General features: G+C 61.7%; 19 protein-coding genes. 9 read left to right on the top strand and 10 right to left on the bottom strand.

The features are described 5' to 3' along the window. The first annotated feature begins 13 nt into the window (after positions 1-13). Genes NUV79_RS20335 through NUV79_RS20315 form a run of 5 tightly spaced genes read left to right on the top strand, consistent with a single transcriptional unit; the run spans position 14 to position 5,020 of the window. Positions 14-952, top strand: a complete 939-nt coding sequence (locus NUV79_RS20335) for a Gfo/Idh/MocA family oxidoreductase (protein WP_257734891.1) — start codon at positions 14-16, stop codon at positions 950-952. A gap of 3 nt (positions 953-955) precedes the next feature. After that, positions 956-1,558, top strand: a complete 603-nt coding sequence (locus tag NUV79_RS20330; RefSeq protein ID WP_308218226.1) for an acyltransferase — start codon at positions 956-958, stop codon at positions 1,556-1,558. Continuing rightward, positions 1,558-2,709: a DegT/DnrJ/EryC1/StrS family aminotransferase gene (locus NUV79_RS20325; protein ID WP_257734890.1), complete on the top strand. Its 1,152-nt coding sequence runs from the start codon at positions 1,558-1,560 to the stop codon at positions 2,707-2,709. The genes NUV79_RS20330 and NUV79_RS20325 overlap by 1 nt, the downstream gene beginning before the upstream one ends. Before the next feature lie 2 nt (positions 2,710-2,711). After that, positions 2,712-3,857, top strand: coding sequence for a glycosyltransferase family 4 protein (locus NUV79_RS20320; RefSeq protein ID WP_257734889.1), 1,146 nt, complete (start codon positions 2,712-2,714; stop codon positions 3,855-3,857). Then, positions 3,854-5,020 (top strand): glycosyltransferase, encoded by a 1,167-nt coding sequence (locus tag NUV79_RS20315; protein ID WP_257734888.1) that lies wholly within the window; start codon positions 3,854-3,856, stop codon positions 5,018-5,020. The genes NUV79_RS20320 and NUV79_RS20315 overlap by 4 nt, the downstream gene beginning before the upstream one ends. A 158-nt stretch (positions 5,021-5,178) precedes the next feature. Here NUV79_RS20315 and NUV79_RS20310 read toward each other — a convergent pair whose 3' ends face one another. The 5 genes from NUV79_RS20310 to NUV79_RS20290 all read right to left on the bottom strand — a co-directional run bounded on the left by NUV79_RS20310 (position 5,179) and on the right by NUV79_RS20290 (position 10,793). After that, entirely contained in the window at positions 5,179-5,418 is a 240-nt protein-coding gene (locus NUV79_RS20310) for a hypothetical protein (RefSeq protein ID WP_257734887.1), read from the bottom strand. Positions 5,419-5,756: 338 nt separating this feature from the next. Further along, on the bottom strand, positions 5,757-7,616 hold the full coding sequence (asnB, locus tag NUV79_RS20305; protein ID WP_257734886.1) for an asparagine synthase (glutamine-hydrolyzing): 1,860 nt from the start codon (positions 7,614-7,616) through the stop codon (positions 5,757-5,759). 248 nt (positions 7,617-7,864) lie between these two features. Then, positions 7,865-9,175: an oligosaccharide flippase family protein gene (locus NUV79_RS20300; RefSeq protein ID WP_257734885.1), complete on the bottom strand. Its 1,311-nt coding sequence runs from the start codon at positions 9,173-9,175 to the stop codon at positions 7,865-7,867. Next, positions 9,172-9,846 carry a YdcF family protein gene (locus NUV79_RS20295; RefSeq protein WP_257734884.1) on the bottom strand — a complete coding sequence of 225 codons (675 nt, stop codon included), beginning with the start codon at positions 9,844-9,846 and terminating at the stop codon, positions 9,172-9,174. Before NUV79_RS20295 ends, NUV79_RS20300 begins: the two co-directional genes overlap by 4 nt. After that, a complete protein-coding gene (locus NUV79_RS20290) occupies positions 9,846-10,793 on the bottom strand; it encodes a glycosyltransferase family 2 protein (protein ID WP_257734883.1) in 948 nt (315 codons plus the stop codon). The genes NUV79_RS20295 and NUV79_RS20290 overlap by 1 nt, the downstream gene beginning before the upstream one ends. Positions 10,794-11,131: 338 nt before the next feature. Between NUV79_RS20290 and NUV79_RS20285 the strand changes: the two genes are divergently transcribed. Next, on the top strand, positions 11,132-14,086 hold the full coding sequence (locus NUV79_RS20285) for a hypothetical protein (protein ID WP_257734882.1): 2,955 nt from the start codon (positions 11,132-11,134) through the stop codon (positions 14,084-14,086). Positions 14,087-14,203: 117 nt separating this feature from the next. Here the strand turns inward: NUV79_RS20285 and NUV79_RS20280 are convergent, their stop codons facing one another. The 5 genes from NUV79_RS20280 to NUV79_RS20260 all read right to left on the bottom strand — a co-directional run bounded on the left by NUV79_RS20280 (position 14,204) and on the right by NUV79_RS20260 (position 22,229). Beyond that, positions 14,204-15,508 (bottom strand): polysaccharide biosynthesis protein, encoded by a 1,305-nt coding sequence (locus NUV79_RS20280; RefSeq protein ID WP_257734881.1) that lies wholly within the window; start codon positions 15,506-15,508, stop codon positions 14,204-14,206. An 807-nt stretch (positions 15,509-16,315) separates the two neighbouring features. Continuing rightward, positions 16,316-18,457, bottom strand: a complete 2,142-nt coding sequence (locus tag NUV79_RS20275) for a hypothetical protein (protein ID WP_257734880.1) — start codon at positions 18,455-18,457, stop codon at positions 16,316-16,318. Continuing rightward, complete coding sequence (locus tag NUV79_RS20270; RefSeq protein WP_257734879.1) at positions 18,454-19,650, bottom strand: hypothetical protein; 1,197 nt, start codon at positions 19,648-19,650, stop codon at positions 18,454-18,456. The genes NUV79_RS20275 and NUV79_RS20270 overlap by 4 nt, the downstream gene beginning before the upstream one ends. A gap of 53 nt (positions 19,651-19,703) precedes the next feature. Then, the gene (locus tag NUV79_RS20265) at positions 19,704-21,647 is read right to left on the bottom strand and encodes a hypothetical protein (protein ID WP_257734878.1); all 1,944 of its coding nucleotides are present in this window, start codon (positions 21,645-21,647) and stop codon (positions 19,704-19,706) included. A gap of 354 nt (positions 21,648-22,001) precedes the next feature. Further along, a complete protein-coding gene (locus NUV79_RS20260) occupies positions 22,002-22,229 on the bottom strand; it encodes a helix-turn-helix domain-containing protein (RefSeq protein ID WP_257734877.1) in 228 nt (75 codons plus the stop codon). Positions 22,230-22,346: 117 nt separating this feature from the next. Between NUV79_RS20260 and NUV79_RS20255 the strand changes: the two genes are divergently transcribed. From NUV79_RS20255 to NUV79_RS20245, 3 genes are all read left to right on the top strand, one after another. Then, positions 22,347-22,658 carry a hypothetical protein gene (locus tag NUV79_RS20255; protein WP_257734876.1) on the top strand — a complete coding sequence of 104 codons (312 nt, stop codon included), beginning with the start codon at positions 22,347-22,349 and terminating at the stop codon, positions 22,656-22,658. 165 nt (positions 22,659-22,823) lie between these two features. After that, on the top strand, positions 22,824-23,597 hold the full coding sequence (locus tag NUV79_RS20250; protein WP_257734875.1) for an ERF family protein: 774 nt from the start codon (positions 22,824-22,826) through the stop codon (positions 23,595-23,597). A 2-nt stretch (positions 23,598-23,599) separates the two neighbouring features. Further along, positions 23,600-23,910: YqaJ viral recombinase family protein (locus NUV79_RS20245; protein WP_257734874.1), on the top strand; the 311-nt coding region annotated here is incomplete at its 3' end.

Genomic DNA, 23,910 nt, shown 5'->3' with positions numbered 1-23,910 from the left:
CAGAGAACACATCATGACGTCATTCGCGCTGATCGGTGCTGCCGGCTATATCGCGCCGCGCCATATGAAGGCCATCAAGGCCGTCGGCGGCGACCTGAAGGTCGCCTTCGATCCCAACGATTCCGTGGGAATCATCGACAGCCATTTCCCGCAGGCGCATTTCTTCACGGAGTTCGAGCGCTTCGACCGCCACGTCGACAAGCTGCATCGCCGCGGCGAGCACATCGACTATGTCTCCATCTGCTCGCCCAACTACCTGCACGACGCCCATATCCGCTTCGGCCTGCGCGCCGGCAGCGACGTGATCTGCGAGAAGCCGCTCGTCCTCAATCCCTGGAACATCGACGGGCTGATCGAGATCGAGCGCGACTCGGGCCGCAAGGTCAACACCATCCTCCAGCTGCGCCTGCACCCGGCGATCCAGGCGTTGAAGGAGCGCATCGCCACCTCCAACGAGCGCCATTCGGTCGATCTGACCTACATCACCTCGCGCGGCCGCTGGTATCACGCCTCCTGGAAGGGCGACGTTTCCAAGTCCGGCGGCGTCGCCACCAATATCGGCGTCCATTTCTTCGACATGCTCGCCTATGTGTTCGGCCCCCTGCAGTCGCAGACGGCGAACCTGCGCGAGGGCGAGCGTGCCGGCGGCCTGCTCTCCTATGAGAAGGCCGATGTGCGTTGGTTCCTCTCGGTCGACGCCAACGACCTGCCCGACAGCGTCAAGGGCCAGAAGACGACCTATCGCTCAATCACCATGGACGGCGAGGAGGTCGAGTTCTCCGAGGGTTTCACCGACCTGCACACGCGCAGCTACGAGGAGATCCTCGCCGGCAAGGGTTACGGCCTCGAGGATGTCCGGTTCTCGATCGAGGTCGTCTCGCAGTTCCGCAACGCCCCGGTCGTAACCGCCGGCGAGACGCATCCCTTCGTCGCCAAATACCTCAAGGGCTAAAGCATGGCCGGCGCGTCGCAGATGCGGGAACACCCGCGCTTTCCCGGCGCGCTCGTCCATGAAAGCGCCTATGTCGACGAGGGCGCGACGCTCGGCACCGGCACCAGGATCTGGCATTTCGTGCATGTGCTGGGCCAGACCACGATCGGCAAGGATTGCGTGCTCGGCCAGAACGTGATGGCCGGGCCGCGGGTGACGATCGGCGACGGCTGCAAGATCCAGAACAACGTCGCGCTCTATGATGGCGTCGAGCTGGAAGCGGACGTGTTCTGCGGCCCGTCCTGCGTCTTCACCAACGTCAACAACCCGCGCGCCTTCATGAACCGCAAGGCCGAGTTCCGCCGCACGCTGGTGAAGCGCGGCGCGAGCATCGGCGCCAACGCGACCATCGTTTGCGGCCATACGCTCGGCGCGTATTGCTTCATTGCCGCCGGCGCGGTGGTGACGAAGGACGTGCCCGACTATGCTCTGATGGCCGGGGTCCCTGCACGCCGGATCGGCTGGATGAGCAAGGCCGGCGAGAGGCTCGGGCCGGACCTGACCTGCCCGCTGACTGGAACGCGCTACCGGGAAATCAGCCCGGAGCAGCTTGAGGAGATTGCCTGATGAGCGAGCGTCCCACGATCGAGTTCATCGACCTCAAGGCCCAGCGCCAGTACATCGGCAAGGCCATGGACGAGGCCATCCTCAAGGTCGTCCATGACGGCAACTACATCCTCGGCGAACAGGTCCAGCGGTTCGAGACCGGGCTCGCCGCCTTCTGCGGCGCGAAGCATGCGATCGGCGTCGCCAACGGCACGGACGCGCTGATCCTCGTGCTCGAAGCGCTCGGCATCGGCCCCGGCGACGCCGTGATCTGCCCGAGCTTCACCTTCGCCGCGACCGCCGAGGTCGTCGCCTGGATGGGTGCGACCCCGGTCTTCGCCGAGATCGACGAAGCGACCTACAATATCGACCCCAAGAGCCTCGGCGCCGCGCTTGAGACAGCGAAGCAGCACAAGCTCAACCCGCGCGCCCTGATAAGCGTCGATCTCTTCGGCCAGGCCTGCGACTACGAGCCGATCGAGGCCTTCTGCAAGCAGAACGGCCTCATCCTGATCTCGGATTCCGCGCAGGGCTACGGCGCCCGCTACAAGGGCCGCGTTGCCGGCGCGATCGGCGATTTCGCGACCACAAGCTTCTTCCCGGCCAAGCCGCTCGGCTGCTATGGCGATGGCGGCGCGATCCTGACCGACAGCGACGAGCATGCCGCGCTGCTGATGTCGCTGCGCTTCCACGGCAAGGGCTCGTACAAATATGACAATGTCCGCGTCGGCGTGAACTCGCGGCTCGACACCATCCAGGCCGCCGTGCTGATCGAGAAGCTCAAGGTCTATGCCGAGGAGATCGAGAAGCGGCAGGTCGTGGCAGCCCGCTACACGGCCGCGCTCAAGGACCTCGTCGTGACGCCCCATGTCATGGCGGACTGCGTCTCGACCTGGGCTCAGTACACCATCCGCGTCGCGGCCGACCGCCGCGACGCCTTCCAGGCTGCGCTGAAGGCCAAGGGCGTGCCGACCACGGTCTATTACCCGAAGCCCCTGCACCAGCAAACCGCCTACAAGCACTATCCGGTCGCCGGGAACGGCCTGCCGATCTCCGAACGCGTCGCGCAGGAGGTCGTCGCGCTGCCGATGCATCCCTATCTCGACGAGGCGACGCAGAATTACGTCATCGAGGCGGTGCGAGGCGCTCTGAGAAGTGCCGCTGCAGCTTAGTGGTGGGCGACGTCGCGCGAGTCCAGAGAGACGGCACACGCCCCAAGGTCGTCTATCTTTGCCTGGAGAGCCTGCAACCCGGGCAGGCGGCAGCTACGCATGTCCATGCGATCGCCAACAATCTAGGCCTGCCGGTCGCTCTTTTTGCAGTGCACGCCAAAGCTGACGAACCCCGACGCTCGGCCTTGCGTCGCCTGTCGGACTATGCGCGGCTCAGCTGGCAGGCATTCATCGCGCTTCGGCGAGCCGACATCGCCTATGTCCGAGCCCATCCGGCTGCACTGGCGTTCTCGACAGGAGCCCGGCTTCTGGGCAAGCCAATCGTCCACGAGGTCAATGGCCGCACGGCGGATATCGGAGTCAGCCACGGCCTACTTCCGATTGCAACCCGGTTGCTGACCTGGATCCAGCATCGGCAATATCGCACAGCCAGCATGCTCGTTACCGTGACACCCGGCTTGCAGAGCTGGCTGCGCGAAACGATCGGCAGCAAGATCGATGTGCGGCTCATCCCGAACGGAGCCGATTCCGAGGAATTCAAACCCGGAGCGGTTGGCGGTCCGACCATCGCAGGCGATTACGCTTTCTTCTTCGGCGGCCTAGTGGCTTGGCACGGTGTCGACACGATGCTGTCCGCCATTTCCGACCCAAGCTGGCCGCCCAATGTGAAGCTCGTCGTTGCAGGCCACGGGCCGGGGCTCGCATCGGTGAGGGCGGCAGCTGAGCACGATCAGCGCGTGATCGCCCTGGGCTATCTGCCCAAACCCGATATCGCTGGCCTGGCTGCACGCGCGCTCGTCAATCTCTGCCCTATCGAAAGACATGGCCGCCGCGAAGAGGGTGGCGTCGCGCCGCTCAAGCTGTTCGAAAGCATGGCGAGCGGCCGCCCTGTCATCGCCAGCGATCTGCCCTATCAGGCCGAGGTCGTGCGGGACAACGCTTGCGGCCTCGTCTTCCCGTCTGCCAACCCGGTCGCGCTCGCCGGCGCGGTCGCACAGGTCGCCGCGGATCGGACGGAGGCGACGACGATGGGCGCACGCGGCCGCCGTGCGGTTGAGATGCAATATGATTGGCGCTACCGTGCCGCGGACACGGCCGCGCTCCTGATCGAGTGCTGCCCCCCGTTACCCTCAGCAGTTCATCCATGAAGATCGCATTGGTTTGCATCGGACCGCTGCGGCACGATTCCCGCGTGTTGCGTCATGCTGAGTTGCTGTCTCAGGCCGGACATGCGGTGCGCATCTTCGCGCAAGCACCCCTGCCCGAAACGCCGGTCAACGACGTGGCCCCATTACCTGGCCCCGGCTCGAACCTGCGCATACGTCTCGGCCTCGTCGGCAGGCACGCTCCTGCGAGCCTTTGGCCCGCCTCAGCCAGCTTGCTTTACTGGGCCTCCCTCACCCGCCTGGCTGCTAGAAGACAGCTGCTGGATTACCGCCCTGACCTGGTTATCGCCAATGACTGGCGCGCCCTGCCCCTTGCGAGTGCCGCCAAGCGCGCCTGCAACGCGCGCATCATCTACGACAGTCATGAATTCGCGACAGAAGAATTCGCTGACAGCAAGCCCTGGCGGCTCCTCGCACAACAGCATGTCGCCTGGATAGAAAACCGCTTCATTCGCGAAGCCGATGCGGTCATCGCCGTGAGCTCCGGATTGAGCGAGGCGCTCGCCGAACGCTACGCCCTGCCCGTCAAGCCCGATGTGATCGCCAATATGCCCCGAAAACAACCCGGCGTGTTTCGGCAGACGGGTTCGACGACCCACGTCCTGTATCATGGCGTCGTTGCACCACGGCGCGGCCTGGAAACGCTCATCGACAGCGTTCATGCCTGGCCGGCGCAATACAGGCTTACCATTCGCGGCGAAAGCGCAGGCGACTTCCGCGAGGCACTCGTGAACCGCGCGGCAGCCCTTGGAGATCGCGTCCGGTTCGAGCCGGCGGTCCCGCCCCATCGTGTAGTTGAAGCCGCGCGCGACGCCGATATCGGTATCTTCCTGCTATCCAACAGCACAATTCATGCGCGTTTCGCACTCCCCAACAAGCTCTTCGAATATCTGGCCGCCGGGCTGATGGTGGTCAGCAGCGACCTGCCCGAAATACGCAAGATCATCGAAGGGACAGCCTGTGGGGCCTTGCTGGTGGCTTTTTCCGCCGATGCCATCGCGGAGCTGCTGAACACGTTGACGCCAGAGCAGATCGACCAGTGCAAGCGAAACAGCCTTCGAGCCGCTGAAGCCTTCAATTTCGAAACGGAAGGCAAACGCCTGCTCGATATCGTCGAACGCACAGGCAGGAAGGCCCCCTTATAGGAGCCTTGTGAGACCGAGATGCCAAAGACCGTGCCTCCGGCACGGCCTGTCAGAGCATTTCCTCAGCGCAAACCGACGACACTGTGCTCCAAGCGCCCCGACTCAGAAAGCCTGGGGTCTATGGCTCGATAACAACGGGAACATGCTTTCTAAAGCGCTCATAAGGCGGTCGACGAAACCTCTAATCTGGGCGATACCCAACGCCCAAACATCTGACGCAGCCAATAATACTCGAAGGTCGGATGGTCATCGGTATTGCTGGTGATCGCCGCCACGGCCTGCTTGTCTCGAATGACGGTCACCTCAAGATAGTCCGCACGCTGATCCCGCCCCTCTTTTCCGGGGAGAAGCCTGTCCCATTCACGCAGGATATCCGAACGAACAACCGCCTTGTCCATTTCCGGCAACGGTCCATTCGCCTAATCAAACTGCTCGCCCGCAACAACCTCAAAATTGTATGGCAAGAGCCACCACTGTCGAATACGAGGCCGGTGAGCGGTCCCACACGACAGTCGCAGGTCGACCGAGACAACCGAAAGAGTGACGAAGTTCTACCCCTCCTGAACCGGAGGGCGATCGTCGCCAGCGCAGAGGCTGCGCTGGGGGGCGGCGGTTTCCATGTCGAGCAAGGGAACTGCCTACATCCAGGGCGCTCGCCAACGCATCGCTGCCTGGAGCGTCAGAAATTGCGCCTAGACAGAGTGACATCGAGCAAGACTGCTGGACGCCAAGTGCACTAGCCGAGAGAGACCTTGAAGCGCTCGGCCCAGATACCGAGGCTGATGATCCTCCACAAACTGAAATCAAGGGGTGCCGCGCCCGACAGCATCTTCGACGCGAAGCGCCTCGTACCGGCTGGATCGAGCAACCCGGGCAACGTGCGCAATGTCCGTTCGACTCCATCCTCCACCAACTGTCTAAGCGGCCCGCGGAACCAGGCGGCTTCCGGCGTCGCAAAGCCGAGCTTATCGCGCCTCGCACTGACTGCAGGGGGGAGGACATCGGCCATGGCCCGCCGCAGAACCCGCTTGGTATCAGCCCCGACCAGCTTGTGCTGGCTGCCGAGACCGAGGGCGAAGTCGACAAGCGGATGATCGAGAAACGGGACACGGGCCTCGATCCCATGCGCCATGCTGTTGCGATCCTCCCAATGCAACAGCATGGGCAGGTTGGAGGAATGCGCCATCACCAGACAGATCGAGGCGATATCGCCGGGCGCCTTCAGCCCTAGCGATGCTGCGGCGGTCTCGAGAGCCGATGGACGATGCTCAAGCGACGCCAATGTATCCGTGGACAGCCAGCCATGCTGCAAATGGTCATGTCGCGCGCCGCGAACCAGCCTTTTCATGCCGTCTGGCGCCAGCGAGTAGATCAACCCCGCCGCCTGCCTTCCCACGCCCTGACCATGCATGGAACGCCGCTCCGCCATTGTCCGCGCGAGCTGCATCAGACGCATCGACCGTGCCAGCTCCGCCAAATAGGTCGGAAAAAGACCGTGGTACCCGGCCAGGATTTCGTCAGCTCCCTGACCGTCGAGCATGACCTTGATGCAGGCAGCCTTGGCCGTTTCGAAAACACACCACTGGGCGAAGATCGAGCTCGAACCGAAGGGCTCATCTTGATGCCAGGTGATATCGGCAACGCGCTGGAAGACGTCCTCGGCTCGTGGGAAAACGAAATGCGCCTGCGCTCCCGTTGCCTCGATGACCGCATCCATGAACGGCTTCTCGTCCACCGACTTGTCCGCGTAGCAGGCCGAGACGGTGTGCAGGCCTAGCCCATCAGCCGGCAACATCCTGGCCATGAGGCAGACGATGGACGAGGAATCCAGCCCCCCCGACAAGCAGGAGCCGACTGGCACATCCGCCCGCAGATGCAGCCGAACCGAATCGCGCAACAGCTCCCGGAAACGCTCCGCCGCATCCTTTTCCGACATTGTGACCACGGGCGGCATAGCGACCTCGTGCCAACGCCTGACGATCGGCTGCCCGAGTGCGGCAGCATGCGCCGCCACGATGGCGTATTCGCCGCCGCGAATCTGGAGAATTCCCTCGAACAAGGTCTCGGCGGTGTGATCGGACATGCCGTCCGCCAGAAAATCATAGGCACGCGCCAGATTGAGCCTCCTAGTCCCGCCGGCAAGATCGAGAAGCTGTTTGATCTCCGACGCGAAGGCGACGCCTTGCCCGCTTGCTGCAATATACAAGGGCTTGATGCCGTAACGGTCGCGCGCGGCGAACAGGGTTTTGTCCCGATCGTCCCAGATAAGAAATGCGAACATGCCGCGCAGGCGCTTCAACGCTCCTTCGCCCCAAAGCATGTAAGCCCGCAGCAGCACCTCCGAGTCGGATTCCGTCTCGAAAATCTCGCCGCTCGCACGCATCTCGTCGCGCAGTTCGATATAGTTGTAGATCTCGCCATTGAAAACGAGATGGTAGCGGCCTGATCGCTCCGACATCGGCTGCAGCCCAGCATCCGACACGTCGATGATGGCAAGCCGCCTGTGCCCGAGAGCGACGGGCCCGCCCGGAGAAGCGAATTCGCGCCAACCCCGCCCATCCGGGCCACGATGCGAAACGAGATCGATCCGAGCCATATCCGGCGCAAACCCGATCGAACCGAATAGGCCACACATCGTTCAGTCGTCCGTTTCAAGCTGTCGACGGTAATCTGGACCTAGCAAGCCCACAGTCGCGGAGATCGGCTTCCGCACTGAGCCGCGCCGAAGCCCCAATGGCATAGGCGACGTGCGGCCGCCCCGACCCCATTTGCAGGCGCGCTCGTGAGCCTCTTAGTCGGAGGCCATTGCTTTAGCAACGGGCCATCAAAAACGGCGCCATACCCTCAGAAAAACAGCCTTACGCCGAGCACAAAGCGGCTTAGGGCGACAATCAGGGCGCCGCCGAGCACCGTCGAAAGGCCCATGGCCATACCGGCTCCGGCTATCCCGAACTTTGGAATGAGCAGCGCGTTGAAGATCAGGTTCATCGTCAACATCGCGACCATACCGACGCTCTGCCAGCCGGGCCTGCCCGCCTGCGACAGGATCAGGCTGTAGCACAGCGGCGCGGCTGCGAAGACGAGGGCGAGCATGAGCCAGAACAATGGCTCCGACGCTCCCGAGAACTCCTTTCCGGGAAAAGCAAGCGAAGCGAACAGCGGGAAGCCAATGATCGCGACAAATGCCCCGACCGCCGCAAGCACCGTAACCAGCACGCCCAATCGACGGCTGAAAGCGAGGATATGTTCCTTCTGGTGCTCCATGATGTCCCGCGCCAGGCGCGGATTGATATTATTCCGCAGAACGACCACTGCCTGCAACGCCGCCTCGTAGACCAGCGAGGCGATCGTATAGATCCCAGCAGCGGTATCGTTGAGCAGCGCCCCGATCATCAGGACATCGACGCGGGTGTTAAGTTCCGCCACCATGCCCGCCGGAAACACGCGCATTCCGAAACGCGCGTGGCGCAGCATCTCAGCTGACATGCCGGCCACACTCGGACGAGGGACCACCTTCATAAGGTAAGCTCCCGCAACGCCGGCAAGCAGGAATTCGGCGAGCGCCAGGATGAACGTGAGGTAGATCCCGGGCAAGCCCGCGAGGATCATCACGCCCAGCCCGATCAGAATGCCGATGAAGCGGCCCGCCTGAAGAACGGCAAAAGCGCGCATATGCTGCATGCCATTGATGACTCCGAGCATATACTTGTTCAGCGCGAACGGCAGCAGCCCGGGCGCGACGAGGAGCCACGCCGTCGAAAGATCTGGCACGCGTGGGAACAGGGCCGCGATCAGGGGCGCCGCCAAAATACTCGCAAGGGTCACGAGTCCACCGATCCCGGCGCAGAGCAGAAGCCCGCCGTAGACGGTTCGCGACAAAGCTTCCCCATGCCCGCCCCGCATCACCGAAACCGAGTGCAGTGCCGAGAACTGCAACCCGAAGGCCGCAATCTGCGACAAGAAAATGTATACGGCGAAAGCGACGTTGAAGACGCCGAGCGTCGCCGGCCCATAGACCCGCCCGACGACCAGATTGAGAACGATGCCGGCGACGGCCAAGAACCCGAGGGCAGCGATGTTCCACAGGACGCCCGTTGCGATGCTCGTTCCCTTGTGGGCCTCGCCCCCGCCAGTTTCCAGACCTGTGCCAGTCATGCCTGCGCGCCGCCCTCTTGTGCGATCCCGGCATGGCGCCGGTAGTCGAACCAAATCTCCAGCAGGCCGCGCGGCAGCAGTCGCGCGGCCTGGGCAGCCAGCTCGTGATTGATGCGCACAAACCAAACCCACCATGTCATGGGCACAGGGGCCGGCCAGAAGCGGCACTCAAAATCCGCGCAAAAAACCGGCGCGAGCGATGCGATGCGCGGGATATGGAAGCTGTCGCTGATCATGACGACAGCGCGAACTCCCAGATCCGGCACGAGCGCCATCGCCTGGCGTAGATTGGAAACAGTGTCGTTGGAGCCGGCGTCATATCTGAGGGCCGCATCGGGCACACCCATGCCCCGCGCGTCCTCCACCATCTCTCGCGCCCCCTGGTAGCCGCCCCGGCCCGGCCGCCAGCCGCCCGCCATCACGAGATACTGGACATCGCCTGCGCGGAACCGCTCGACGGCATAGGCAACGCGCGCCTTCCGCTGCACCGGACTGTCGTCATAGAAGACCACCGCCGCTGCCGGGTGTGGCAACCCGACAGCATCTCGCCCAGAACGCTCTGCCATCATGATGACGGCGCCCGCCGCGACGACATAGACGACGATCCCGCACAACGCGCCCCAAAGGAGCACACCCGAACCGCGGACGGGGAAAACCCGACCGATCGGCATCAGCGCAGGTGCTTGTTCGCATCCATGTCGAACCACATGGCGAAGAACATCGCCTGCAGCCCCGTGGAAAAAGCGAACAGCGCAGCCATCGCCGACATCGGCGGGGCGAATCCGTCCATGATCCAGAGCACGATCACCCGCAGCATCATGACGCTGAACAGACCCAGCATCAGCACGCCCAAGAGATAGAACAACACGAGTGGATGGAAGTCGCGGACGACGTATTTTTCCCACATCCGCTTGAGGAACCCGCGAACGAGCACGTTGGAAATCGTGAACACCACGCGCCGAATCTTGATGCCGCTGATCTCTCCGACGCCATAAACAGGCCGAACCGGCACATCCCTGACTCGGAAATCATCAATATTGAGCTTGATCAGCAGATCGTTCGGCTGACCATAGCGACGATACATGGTGTCCCAATCAATCGTCGCCAAAGCATCCTTGTTGATGACTGTGTAGCCAGTCTGCGAGTCCGCGACGTGCCAATAGCCCGAGGCAATCTTTGTAAGAAACGACAGAATCGAATTCCCGAAGAATCTCTTCTTGGGAATGATGCGATACGACCCTCTCCAGATAAGCCTGTTCCCCTTCGAGTAATCAACCTCACCGTTCACAACGGGATCGAGGAGCGCAGGGAGGTCGTCCGGGTCCATCTGAGCATCGCCGGCCATCACGACCGCGGCATCGATATCATTGTCGCGAGACCACTTGTAGCCGCTTGCAATCGCGCCGCCGACACCTTGGTTCTCGGCATGCTCAAGCAACGTAATCCGTGGGTGCTTCTCCCGAAGAGCCTTTACGACACCTACGGTATCGTCCTTGCTCAGATCGTCTACGATAACGATATGATCGATGAAATCCGGCATCGTTTCCACAACTTTGTGAATCTGATGCCCTTCGTTGTAGCAAGGAACGACAACGGATATGATCTTACCCTTATACACCCAACTCTCCTGGCTCTTCGCCAATAACTTTTTGCTTCAGGAATGCGGCATGGCTTGATCATCCATCTCGCCGACAAACCCTTGTGTATTTTCGCCGGGACACTGCCCAAGCGGGCATCGAAATACAAGGCTCAATCGAATCGACCATGCCCGGCAGAGCCGTTCCGCACATGCAAGCGTCGGGCAGCGCAAGCGCATTGCCCCCTCGCACCGATATCTGGTAGCGTCCGGCAGCGGCAGCGGCATCACAGTTCCGCAAGAAAACCGGCAAACGGCGAACGACGACACCGCTCATCAGACTCAACGACAGAAACGCCCTCTCCGGAAAGCCCGCAACTGTGATCTATGCCGCAAAGCTCTCCTGTTTCATCGCCATAACCTTTGCGTGCCTTCCGACGGCCCTTCTGAGAATCTTTCACCGCGCTACCCAGGAGAGTAAATTTAACGCCGCGGCGCTTATTGCCACGTCTCCGCTCATCCTGTCTCTGTTGATATATATTTCTTACAACATCCCTTTCCTCAACAAGAATGCATTCATCTACATTCTGGCGGCATCGATCTTCGCCATCTCGTTTCATCGCGATTCATTTTTGAGATTTCTATCGATCTATCGGGACGCCTTTTCGTATGCGGCCGAGACGAAATTTAAATACCTGCTCTATTTTATTCTGCTTTTTATTACATTTCAGATTGCGACGATGCCGTTCTTCGAGAACGATTCCATTGAATATATGGCCGTAGCCAAGAATATATTCCAGCAAGCTTCCCTTTCGGGATACCCGATCACCACTGCGGCGGAGAACGGCCTCTTTGCGCCACCGTCCCATCCGCCCGCTTATCACATGTATATCGTCTGGGGGTATCACTGGCTTGGAGCGGAATCGTTCCTGCCGGCCCGGCTTCTCGTCCTTTATTGCCTCATCTCGACCATGGCCCTCGTGGCCATCGCCGTTCCGGACCGCCGGCCCATCGCCGTGACCGGCGCGATGATCCTGCTGATCGCGTCCCCGCTCTACGTCACGATGATCGTGGGCTATCACATCGACCCGCTGCGCCTCACAGCCTTCATAGCTGCAGCTGTCGCCGTCGCCAGCCTGATCGAGAAACCCACGACCACTCAAGCCGCCTTTACCGGTGGCCTTCTCGGCCTAGCAGCCTTTGCGCATTCCATCGGAATTCTCGCCATCGCCTTCGGCGGTGCATCCTGGCTGCTGCTCGGCCCGCCTGACCGTTTCCGGAACCTTCGGATTCCGCTCATCGTCGGAATGGCCGCGCTCCTTGTCGGGGGGCTCCACTATTTTAGGAACCTCTACCTCTTCGGCACGCCCATTCACGACAGCGTGCCGATCTGGGATATGCCCGAGATCGATTTCTACACGGACCAGCGCTACCGGCGGGACCTGATGACCGTCACGGACCGCATGGCTTTCGGCCTGTTTCGGGGCTTTACCGAACTCCCTCAATTCAGCTTGCTGTTCTGGCTGCTGGTCCCCGGCCTTTGGCTGGTCCTGCGCAAATGGCGCGCGGCAAAGCCGGTGTCGAAAGTCTTTGCCGTCTGGATCTGCTGCTACTTCCTGATGGCAGGCCTGACCATTCTGCTCCGCACCGACCTCGTCATCAAGAACGCCCGGTACATGATGACGCTGGTCCCGCTTGCCGCTGTGCTGGCAGCGCCTGCCCTCGCCACTGCGCTCACACGCGGACGCTGGCTCCGGATCTCCACCACCGCTTTGCTCCTGATCTTTCCCGGCTGGATGCTGCTCCAATCAGCAGCACGCCTCTCCAATCTCGGGAGCCGGGTAGACCTGGCGACGATCGGCGAACGGGCCCCGATCTATCGCGCCAGCGACCGTTTTCCCGGCGCGCCCTTATATCGCTACATCGAAAGCCATCTGAAGCCCGGCGAGCGCACGCTCGTCTTTCGACAGGCCGATTTCACCTTGTACGGCACGGGTCCATGGCTGGACAATTTCGATAACGCCGTCGAACCACTCTATCGAATGACGGATGTCGCCGAGGCCCATGCCTGGCTGCGAGCCCGCAACATCCGCTTCATTCTGCTGCCAAACTACCATTGGCCGACCTATTCGCGAACCGTGGTCTCGGATCTGATCGCCGACCAGACACTCGTCGACGAAATCGGCAACCACCGCGGCTATCGTCTGTTCGCGCTGCGCGACAATCCGGCGCCTGCAACCTGCCACCCCATCCCCGCATCCGATATCGATCTCTCGATCTGGCAGCTGGGTGGCTCCTGGACGAAACTTGCCCGATCGCTGACCGGTATCCCCTTCCTCAATTTCGATCTGATCCGCTCGACGGGCACGGTGTCCGCCGCGTTTCTGTCTGGATCGGGCAGCCCATCATCCGACTCGCTTCTGCTCGCGGCCAATCACGGTGCGGATCAAATCCTCGCCACGGGGCTCGGCCCGTTGGACCTGCCACCGCGCACGTCATGGTCGCAGCAGGTTCCGGCGCCCAACACCGTCGGCATCACGGCCACGGCGCAAGGCGAAGGCTTTCTGGCGATCGACGCGATCGAGTACGTCCAGCGTACAGTCGGCGTCGAGCCGCAAGTCGCGCGCCTTTGGGACGGAGTGATCGACAAGGACCCTCGCCACATAAAGGCCCGCTTCACTCCCGGCCCCAACACCGTTGATTTCCGGATCGCCATTCGCAAGGTCGGACGAGCCCCGAGCAACATCGCCCTTTCGGATTTCGCCCTCTGCAGGACGGCTGTTCCACCTCGCGCGGAGGGGACGCAAGCTTCACGCGGCACGACGATCGCAGACTGGTCCCACACGGCGCTCGTATTCGCGGACGGCACTTTCGCGACCTACCGGAGCACGGACGAAACCCGCTTCTGGGGGAGGACGTCACGGATATCGACGGAAGGTTTCACGCCGGGCTTGTCCTTCTTGCTCCGCTCCCGGCTCGAGGATCTTCGTACGACACTGGAAAACTACCCCCAATCGACGATCTATTCGTCCGTCCGACCGGCCTATGACCTCCTGTTTCGACACGCCGCCCCGAACGGCTGGCAGGAAAGGCAGGCCAGGGTCGACGCGTCAGGGTCTGGTTTCTTCACTCTCTACATCCAATACGCCATGCCCGACGGCCGGGTCGATTGGATCTCTGCCGGGAGGTTCTTCCTGACGCCCGATGCTCAAGAGACGGTACTGCCGTTCAAGGTTCCTCGCGGCGCCAGCAATTATGCGCTGGCCTTCATCGGGGAAGCGAGAAACCTCACCATCAAGCATCTTTCGATTGAGGATATACCGGACCGTCGATGATCGATGCCCCATCGAGCATCGCTTCGCGGGCAGCCGAAAGGCAGATGCCTCGCCCGAACTGGCATCGTTCTGGCGTAACGGCGCCCGATCCGGCATATCGGCAGCGATCGCGCCCGCTCAGGAACTCTTGGCGCTGGCTCGCCGCGCATCGATATAGAGTTGCGCAAAGGTGAGAGCCCGCACGAGCATGGCGCAGCCGAAAGCCAGCAGCGGGATCGGCCAGTCGATGGGAGCGAAGAGCAGCGCCGCTGCCCCAAGCGAAAGGGCAAAGAAAAATCCCTGTAGCAGCATCGAACGACGTTCAACCAATGGCCCGATCACGGCTCCAACCAGTGGAGCGCTGATCGTCAAGCCGATGAAATAAGGAACGAGCCAAGGCACGGCAGCGAGCGCATCGAACCAGCGCGAGCCGGTGAAATAGTCGTCGATGATCGTCGCCGCCACGCCTCCGAGTGCAAACCCGGATACCGCCACGAATGTCAGCAGCAGCACCGCCGCTTTTGCGAAGCCGGGGGATTGCTCCCGCACCGAGAGCTGGCGTTGCAGCAATGGCGAAACCGCACCCGTCACAACGAAGGAAGGCATTTCAAGCATCCGCAACGCAAAAAGAAGCTGGCCTGCAAGTGCTGACGGATAAGCGAGAGGGATGGTCAGGGCTGGCAAGCTGATCGCAGCAACCGAAACGAGACTCATCGGCAAGCGCCAAAGCGGCATCGTCCGCCAGGCGAGAGCAGCGTCCCGCATCTGCCATAGGGAGGGAGGACTGGCGGCCAACGTTCTTTGCACCCCAACGCTGCGGAAGCCGATGACCGCGGTTCCAGCGAAGAGCCCGACAAGATCCGCCAGAATCAGGCAGGTCAGATAATCACGCCCCGCGACCAGCAGCAGTAACTGCATCGCCCCCTGGACCGACGCCTGAATCCAATTCGTCCTCGCAACATGCGCGAATTCGCCTTCTCGCGTGGCAAAGATGAGTGCGAGCCGATTTGCCGCCCGCAGCGCGAGCGAAAGCGGCATGCAGAGCAGTGCAAAAGGCGCATCCGAAAACCCTTCCGGCAACGGCAGATCGAATGCCACGGCTGCGCTGCAGGCAACGAACAGGGCCACAACGAGGCCCGCCGCGACCGCGCTGGCCAACCAAGCGAGTGCCGCCGTTTCCTCCGCTCGCGCAACGAGGATAGCCTGCTCATAGCAACCGAAGACGGCGACCCAGAACACAGTCACCAACGCGATGTAGAGCCCGAATGGCGCAAAAGGTTCAGGGCCGCTGAACCAAGAAAACAGCAGCAAACTGCCGATCGAAAGGCCACGCGATGCCGCCAGGCTCAGGCTGAGCGCCATGAACGAGCCGGCGAGTCGGCGGACCGAAAACGCCCCTCCCTCCGGACCCAGCATGTCCGGGCCTTGCCGCTCACCGCTCATTCTCGATCTTCGTCCACTGTCCTGTTGTCCCAAGGCGACCTTGAGACCTCGAAAACCCCAATCTGCGCAACTGTGCGCCGCAGGGGGGGAGCCGAGAAGGCGTCGTAGCAAACCGCTCATGTCCGCTTCTGGAACAATGAGAGCAGCATCTTACGATCAAGTGCAATCTCTATTTCGAATTAAGACAGGTCCAGATTTTGCATTCGCCGCATGCATTAATTCAATTCTTTAACAATGGCGACAAAAACGATTAATTAATATTCTTTCCAACGAATTCTTAGTAATATTTAGATTATATTGGCAATTTTTTGAAAAAATCACTTAATTTAATCTTCATAATATCGAATAAATTCACAAATTCGCGAATTACTGCGCCCATATATACGCACAACGACAATCGACAATGAATTTTGTAAGGCCTTGTTGAGCTGCGTGACGCACAGCGACCTCCCGAATGGCCGATCATATCAGCCTTCCGGCTTGCCGGTCCTCAATCCCAACGATGGCCGCAGGCTTTTGATCAGAGCCCTGATCTGGTCCCTAAAACGGTACAGCTTTGGGTTAGAGTTTTCCGTATCGTTTCCCTTGGAGCAGGAGGAGCTGAGGGCGATGGAGGACTTGAAATTCTCGGACGCCCAGAAGGCGTTCTTGCCGATGCAAAAATGCCAGCGGAGCACCAAGCCCACCGCCGTGATCGAAGGGCGGAAACTCCAACTCCCGGCGATCCAGAAAGCAGCCTCGCCCCCCTGAAGCTGCTGGGCCGCGCTTGGGGTGACCTACTCTGAATCGCGAGGCTCTCGCCCTACCTCACCGTTTATCGGCAGCAAGCGGCAGCGATAGCAAAGCCCATACCGCATTCTGCATCTCCCAGGGCGCGGTCATCCGCGCATAGCGCAACCCGACAATTGGCTCCAACTCGGGCAGGTAGCCACGCGCTACGAAGGAGGCAGATACGAAAGGATAGACGCTGCCATTAGCCACGAGATCCCGAATGCCGGCGATCAACTCCGGTCGCGTCGCCGGCTCGCTGAAACGTTCGGCCGACAGCACCGACATCACGTCGATCGACTTGAAGGAGATGAAGGCATCCAGGCGATCCCCCGGATAGGCGGGCGTATTGATCGAGACCCCGTCGGACTCCGTCCAGCTTCGCGCAGCCCGGCCCCACCAATAAGGCCAGATGCCGCTCTCCGGCATCGCGCCGCGGTGCGTCACTCCCTCGAGAAAGTGATCGATGATGTCCACCGCTCTCCGCCGGGCAAGGCTATCTGCCTGATCCAGCATGCGTTCGCTCTTCAACGTATCCAGTACGCTGTAGGCCCATTCGTTTTGATGATTGTAGGGGACATTGAGGCCGTCGAAATAGAACGCGCTGCCTTTCGGCCACATCAGATAGGAGCGGCCTGCCTTCGGTTCGTCAGCTCCTCCCGACGAGACCTGGAACGCGTCGATATGTCCTTGCAGCTCGAAGACCCGCTGCCGCAACCCTTCAAATGCGGGAAGCGAAGCTCCATGTGGAACCTCGCGCCGATACCGGTTGGCGAGCAGCAAAAGGCGAGCCGTCTGGACGGCAAAAATGCGCGGCTCGCGGTGAGCCGTGAAGGCTTTCGCCTCATAGCCCACGGCTGAGGCGAGAACGCGATCCAGCGCCGACATCTCGACATCCAACCGGCGCTTGACCTCGCTGATCAGCGGAGCGAAGCGCTCGAAAGCGCGCTCGTCACTCCGGCTGATCAACAACAGGTCGAGGAGGCCGTTGAGGAAATAAATCTGGGACCAGGCAACCCGCCCCTCGAGATTGTTGGTCCCAAGCTCCATCACCCCTGAAACCTGGTTTCCGGCGAGATCGCGGCGCAACAAGCCGGCGACATCGGCAGGGGAGACAACCCGATCCGTCGTCGGCTTCTCCGCCTTGACTGCTAGATCGAAAGGCACCCCGTCCGCCGCGATGTCCTCATATCCGCCAACAAGGCCACCCGCCTCCCAGCGCGACAACAGAAAAGCTGGCCCATCCTTGCGCTTGGCGAGGCAAAGGACTGTCGGTCCCTGCTCAGATAACGCCACATCCTGCGCCCGCTCACAGGCAGACAGGCGCCCAACAACAGCAAATTCATTCTTGGACAAGGTCGAGACCAAGGTCCCCCCGACGATCCAGAGACGGTCTCGCCCAGGCAACATGAACAATGTCGCCATCATCTCGTAATTCGATCCAGCGGGGTCTTCGAGCGTCGGCAAGGTGGCGATCACGCGCGGGACCTGTGTCTCCGCGGCCGCGGCCAGGTCGATCTCCACGACTTCGTTCACGCGGCGCTGGTTATCGTAGAGGATTCCCAGCAAACGCCCATCCCAGGCTATGCTCTCGCGCAAGACGGGCTCGGCATCCCCCGGACCCGCGAGCTGGATTTCCCGCATCTCCATTCCATCCAGAATGCTGAGAAACAGACGGCTGGAAGGCACTTCCCTAAAGAAGACGGCGAACCGATTCGGGCCGAGGCTGACCAACTTGAGCGGAAATCCCTGGCGTGAAAACGTCACTGCCCGATAACCGGCAATATCCAGCGTGCTCAGCCCCGTCGACGGCGTATAGCGAAGCTCCGCCTTGCTCCCGCCGCTCTCGAAATGCGTGAACGGGATCGGGACTTCCCGATCAGGCTCGAACGGCGGCATGGCTGCTACCGCAGCCTGTCGATGCTCCTCTGAAATCGCGATCAGGCGCAGCCCAGAAGCCTTGCGAGCAGCAGCCTGTATTGCCAAGGTCTCGTTTTGCCGAAGCTCGGCAATCGTCTTCTGTGCGGTCTCAAGCTGCCGCGTCTGATCGGCAGCAACGGTGATCGCGGCGCGCCGTAGCGCCTCGGCCTTGAAGAAGCGCAGCGTGCCGACAGCCCCAAGCCCCAGGATAGAAACCGCCGCAAGGGCGACAACCACTCGGCGCGACAGCCCCAGCTTCATTGGGCCGGCCTTTCGGCGCAGCGCGACAGGCCGAGCAGGATATAGGCCTCGTACTCCCTGACGCTGAGGGCAGGAGCGTTGTAGTCCGGCGGGTATTTCAGGTAGGCGCCTTCGGGAGTCCGGTATCGCGCAAGCGACCTGGCGTAGCGATGGGTGAGATCGGGCCGGCCGACAACGCAGGTGAGATAAAGCCCCATCCCCAGATCATAGGACCGCGCCGGCGTGTTCGTATCCTGCCGGAACATCGGCCAGGCGAACAGGCGATCCGTCGGCTCCCCGACGAAATCGGCAAGGTGTTTCTCGATGGCAGGCACATCCAGCTTGCCTGCAAGCTTTCCACCTTCCTGAGCGTAAAGGCGCAAGCCGTAGATGACATAGCCGGCATGGGCGAGGTCGTTGGGGACGTTCTCGTTGATCGAATAGTTCCAGTACCATGCTCCCGCCTGCGTCGAGCGGCGCTGCGCCAGATGCGCTTCGATCGTCTTGTCGGCGACAGCGCGCAGACTGTCACGAATCTCCGCTGCCTCGGGGAACACGCTCAGGCGCTGCATGACACCGGCAAGATAGGCCGCCGGATTGAAGGTGTCGTAGGGTCTGTCGACGGACTCGAGCGAATAGGGCAGCAACCCGGACGGTGACAGCGCTCCCGCTTGCAGATACGGGCGCGCGGCGCCGATCATCAGATTGAAGATTCGGGCGCGTGGCGCTTTCGGATCCACCTCCGCCCAATCCAATAGAGCGTCGATCGCGATGCCGGTCGAAATCGTATACTTGGTATGAGCCGGGTTGACCGAGCCGTCACCATAGGGATCCCAAGCGATCGGAACGCCCCAGCCCGGGAAGCCGTCACGGCGTTCGTCCGAATGCTCCAGCAGGAACATGCCGGATGCGATGGCCAGTTCGCTGACCGGCCTGCCGGTCCGCCGGGCCCATTCGGTTTCCGCCTTCAGCACCATGGCATAGGCCTTGGATACATCGTCGCTCGTATTCCCGGGATAGTCCGTCACGCCCCTGCCCGGGAATTTGGGATCGAGGCGGGCACGCAAGCTATCACGCAGTGCCGCAAGATCCGGGGTACGGTCGGCCCATTGCCGATATGCCCATGTCCCAGCCGCGGCGCCCGCCAATGCGAGCAACGCGATGCAGCCAAACAGCACGCGCTTCTTCAGGGACACGCTGAACCAACGCGACATCGCGACCTCGCTTCGCAGCGGCAAGGCCGCTCAATAACCCCGAACAGGAGAATCTACGCCAGATAGAGCTTGGGCATGCGATCGACCACGCGAATGGCCTCATCGAAATCCACGTTGATGAGATGCATGTAATCCCGGATAGCTCCCCACCGCGGGGCATTCACCTCGTCCAGCGAAGCGAGCGCCTCATCTCGCGTCAGCATGCCCTCGCGAATCTGGTTCGAGCGGAATGTGTCGAACTCCGTGAACCCGGCCACGGTGTGGTAGATGTAATTATACCATGGCGCCGTCCCGTCGCCGATCCGCCAGGTCGACGGCGTGTCGGGTGCCGTTTCCCAATCGTATTCATCGATCAACGCCCGGTTGATCGTCTCCTCGTCCCAGCGAAGATAATCGAACATGAAAAGATGTTCCTGTTCGATGCCATAGTACGAGAACGCCGCGAACAATGTGTCCGGAATGGAACGGTTGAGATAACGGGGGTTGGACAGGAACCTGCTGCCATAGCCCCAGGCAAGATCCACCTTGGACTTCAACCGCAGCGACGACGGCTTGTTGCGCATCTCGCTGTCCGTCGGCCTCAGGCCGAGGAAGCCCGTCTTGAAGTCCGTCTTCTCGAGCCGATTGGTGCAGAACACCGACAACGGAATTCCCGTGGCCTTGATCGTCTCGCTGGCGTGCCAGAAGAACTGCTTGTCGCCCGCCATGAAGAGCGGAATGAGTCCAAGGTCGGGTTTTTTCAGCCAGGCGAGGACATTGGCCCGGATATTGGCGCGCTTCTGCTTGATATCGGCCGAGATCCAGATGTGTTCGATACCGAGCTTGCCGCACATCCGCGCCTGATTGCGGCGCGCGAGATCCGTCACCATGCCCCAGTCATAGCTGAAGCAGAGCGGCGTCATCCCATACTTGGTCTTGAGCAGATGCAGCCCATAAGAGCTGTCCCGGCCTCCCGAGAAGGCCACGACGCAATCGGGCGAGCCATCCTTGGACCGATACTTCGCGAGCTCGGCTTCGAGATCACCCTCCGGTCGGCGAACCCATGGCGTATAGCTGTGGCAGTAATTGCAGACGCCTTGCTGATCATAGACGATGAATGGCATCGTTTCCGGCAGAAGACAGCGCGAGCAACGCCGCATCGCCTGCATCGCCTCGCGGTAGCGCGTCGACTTCTCCTCGACGCGCCGCTGCGTCTCCAGCATCGGCTCCACCGCCGGCGCGGCCAGCTTGACTTCCCCCGTCTCCCCTCGCGGCTCGACGGCAAAGCGCTCGATGTCGAGCGTGGCAAGCGGAATGATCGCGCCCTGCCCCGGGCGCAAGTGAATGATCTCGGCCCCCTCGAAGCCCGCAAGCTTCTTCGCGCCGGAGATGAGCTGCTCGCAGATGTAGCGTTCCGACGCGAAGAACAGGCCCGCGCCGTCGCGCGTGCGTCCGATATAGAGGGAGCCAGTATTGGTCGCGAGAACGAGGGCATCGACATCGCGCAGGAACATCGCGATCGAGGTCTCGCCATAGATATCGGCATAGACCCGGCCGAGCGTCTCCGAAATCGACCCACCGCCGTTGCGATGCTTCTGCACGAGGGCCGCGATGACCTCCGTGTCGACATCCGCGCGCGGAACAAGGCCACCCGCCTTCTCGCGAGCCCACAACGCATCGACGTTCACGACAATCCCGTTATGGACGAGAACCACGTCGTCGCGCCAGACCGGCTGATTGTTGGCGTCGATGCCTTGAAGGCCATTCGTAACCAGCCGCGAGTGGCCGATCGCAGCGAGCGCGCTGCCGGAAAGCTTGTCTTCGGAGAACCACTGCTCCGCCTGTTTGATCACGCGTTGATAATCCGGCGTCGCCAGCATCGCGCTGGCCGAGACGGAGTCCTTATGAACGAGCAGTTCTCGCGCCGTCGCAATGGCGATACCTGCGGCCTCCTTGCCGCGGGTCTCGGAAGTCTCGAAGAGCTTCTTGATGCCATCCGCCCATTGCGAGCGGTCCATTGCATGCTTGCGCGATATGGCAAGCCCAAATATGCCACACATTCGATTGTCCAGCGTGATCGTCGAAGAAGTCCAAGTAGAGCGTGAGCCGGGTCAACGCTCGACGCGTGCAGTCGACCACGACTATGGAGTAGGCAGTGGTCGAAACAATGCGCAATGTCAATCGAGCGCAAGCGGCACAAATCCTGCTGATTAGATAACCTGTCAATTCGCCCATAACTTTCGTTTATGGCCTCTCCCCTTAGCGGTGAGTGGAGTTGTCGAGAAAGGATTTTTCAATCGGATCGACGGTCTTTGCCGCCGGCCTCGTCCGACAGCTCTTCTGCCTCGCATGTTGGTCGACGCGATCCAGACTTAGGCGTTTGGCTTAATTATTGCGACCCCTGACCTCTCTGCCCCAACCTCAACTCCTTCCTCCTCGAGGGCGAGTTTGATCCCGCGGAGGTTGTTATGGGTCGGCACGCGCCTGCCTTTCTCGAAGTCACGGATTGTTGAGAGGCTAAGATGTGCGGCCTTTGCGAGGTCCTGCTGGCTCCAGTCGAGGAGTGCGCGGGCCGCGCGGCATTGGGCTGGTGTGATCATGAAGTCGGCATAGCCTGATCAACGCTTTTCGTCGAGCGTCGACTATTCCAGTTGACTGGTACCCCGACAGGAAGGGAACCGTCCGTCACCGACGATTTTCGTCGCTGGAGGACGATGATGACCCTGATCCTGGAGTTCAAGCACAAGCTCATTTTCTACAAGCCGGGCATCCTGCGCTACGCCATGCGGCAGGCCCGCCTTCGGTTTTCAGGGCTGCAAAGTCGGGCGCAACGACGCCAGTTGCTGTCTCAGTCCCTGAAGCGCGGATGGGCCGAGGCCAAGGCTGAGCTGTCGGCGCTTCAACGGCTTCAAGCCGTTGCGACGCTGGGCCGCCCCGGGCTGTTTCGCGACGATATCGGAACTGGAGCGACGACGACCTCGCCGAATGAGGCTCCCGCGATCGCCCTCGCCCGTCAGCAGTTTCACTGAGGGTATCGTGATGAACCGTAGTTTGCCTCTTCCGCTTACCGTAGATTCACGGGCGCTCACCTACGAGGTGCGCCAAGAGCCCCTGCCCCCTACCTCGCAGCTCAGCCCGGCTGAACTCGCGCAAGCCTATCGCGACTGGCGGTTCGGCCCAGATCGCGTCGCGTCTTGCAGCCCTCTCAGCAGGAGGGCCAGGCAATGACCAACGCAGCAGCGCGTTACCGGCGCTCAGCCGCAACCATTCGGCTTGCCGGTCGGGGCCCTGCCCCCACGATCACCCCGCTCAGCCTGTTGAGTTCTGCGCTCGACCGCGGCGCCGACGACCATGTGCTGTCTCAACTGATCGGCCTGCACGAGCGGAGCCGGGCCGACGATGCACGCTGCGCTTTTGAAGCCGCACTGACAGCCGCCAAGGCAGAGCTTCCGGTGATCGCGAAGACCCAGATCGCCAGTATCGGGAGCAAGCACTACCGCCACGAGGATCTGGCCGAGATCGCCCGCGCGATCGGGCCGGCCCTGGCGCGCCACGGGCTGGCTTACCGCTTCCGCTCGAGCAGTGACGGCGAGAGGGTGAGCATCACCTGCGTGATCTCGCACCGTGACGGCCATAGCGAGGAGAACAGCCTCTCGGCCGGCGCCGATCACAGCGGCGACAAGAACGCGATCCAGGCGATCGGATCGACACTGACCTATCTGCAGCGGATGACGCTGAAGGCAGCGTTGGGGCTCGCCGCAACCGATGACGATGATGGCAAGGCCGCAGGGTCCAGTGAGACCATCACCCGCCAGCAGACCCGGGAGCTACTCGCGCTGATCGACGAGGTCGGCGGTGAGCGCGAGGCCCTGCTGCGCTTCTTCAAGATCAAGGCCTTTGCCGAACTGCCAGCGCGCCGCTTCCGGCAGGCGCTGGTGATGCTCAACGCCAGGAAGGGACGGGCCTGATCATGCTCGAGATCATCAACTGCACACAAGGCTCCCCGGAATGGGCACAAGCGCGCCTGGGCATCCCGACCGCGTCCGAGTTCGCCTCGATCCTGACCAAGGGACGCGGCGGTGCCGAGAGCCGGACCCGGCAGACCTATCTCTACAAGCTCGCCGGCGAACGCCTGACCGGGGAGGTGATGGAGGGCTTCACCTCAGCGCATATGGAGCGCGGCAAGCTGATGGAGGAGGAAGCCCGCAGCGCCTACAGCTTCGTCGCGAGCCTGGAGTGCGAGACCGTCGGGTTCTTGCGCCGCGGGCAGGCCGGCGCCTC

The sequence above is a fragment of the Allobosea sp. 47.2.35 genome, from assembly GCF_024655635.1.
Lineage (GTDB): Bacteria > Pseudomonadota > Alphaproteobacteria > Rhizobiales > Beijerinckiaceae > Allobosea.
This window is presented reverse-complemented; position numbering and strand designations above follow the sequence as displayed.

Coding starts and splice junctions, on each gene's coding strand:
- NUV79_RS20335 (WP_257734891.1), top strand. CDS start 14: ATGACGTCATTCGCGCTGATCGGTGCTGCCGGCTATATCGCGCCGCGC.
- NUV79_RS20330 (WP_308218226.1), top strand. CDS start 956: ATGGCCGGCGCGTCGCAGATGCGGGAACACCCGCGCTTTCCCGGCGCG.
- NUV79_RS20325 (WP_257734890.1), top strand. CDS start 1,558: ATGAGCGAGCGTCCCACGATCGAGTTCATCGACCTCAAGGCCCAGCGC.
- NUV79_RS20315 (WP_257734888.1), top strand. CDS start 3,854: ATGAAGATCGCATTGGTTTGCATCGGACCGCTGCGGCACGATTCCCGC.
- NUV79_RS20310 (WP_257734887.1), bottom strand. CDS start 5,418: ATGGACAAGGCGGTTGTTCGTTCGGATATCCTGCGTGAATGGGACAGG.
- asnB (WP_257734886.1), bottom strand. CDS start 7,616: ATGGCTCGGATCGATCTCGTTTCGCATCGTGGCCCGGATGGGCGGGGT.
- NUV79_RS20300 (WP_257734885.1), bottom strand. CDS start 9,175: ATGACTGGCACAGGTCTGGAAACTGGCGGGGGCGAGGCCCACAAGGGA.
- NUV79_RS20295 (WP_257734884.1), bottom strand. CDS start 9,846: ATGCCGATCGGTCGGGTTTTCCCCGTCCGCGGTTCGGGTGTGCTCCTT.
- NUV79_RS20280 (WP_257734881.1), bottom strand. CDS start 15,508: ATGAGCGGTGAGCGGCAAGGCCCGGACATGCTGGGTCCGGAGGGAGGG.
- NUV79_RS20275 (WP_257734880.1), bottom strand. CDS start 18,457: ATGAAGCTGGGGCTGTCGCGCCGAGTGGTTGTCGCCCTTGCGGCGGTT.
- NUV79_RS20270 (WP_257734879.1), bottom strand. CDS start 19,650: ATGTCGCGTTGGTTCAGCGTGTCCCTGAAGAAGCGCGTGCTGTTTGGC.
- NUV79_RS20265 (WP_257734878.1), bottom strand. CDS start 21,647: ATGGACCGCTCGCAATGGGCGGATGGCATCAAGAAGCTCTTCGAGACT.
- NUV79_RS20260 (WP_257734877.1), bottom strand. CDS start 22,229: ATGATCACACCAGCCCAATGCCGCGCGGCCCGCGCACTCCTCGACTGG.
- NUV79_RS20255 (WP_257734876.1), top strand. CDS start 22,347: ATGACCCTGATCCTGGAGTTCAAGCACAAGCTCATTTTCTACAAGCCG.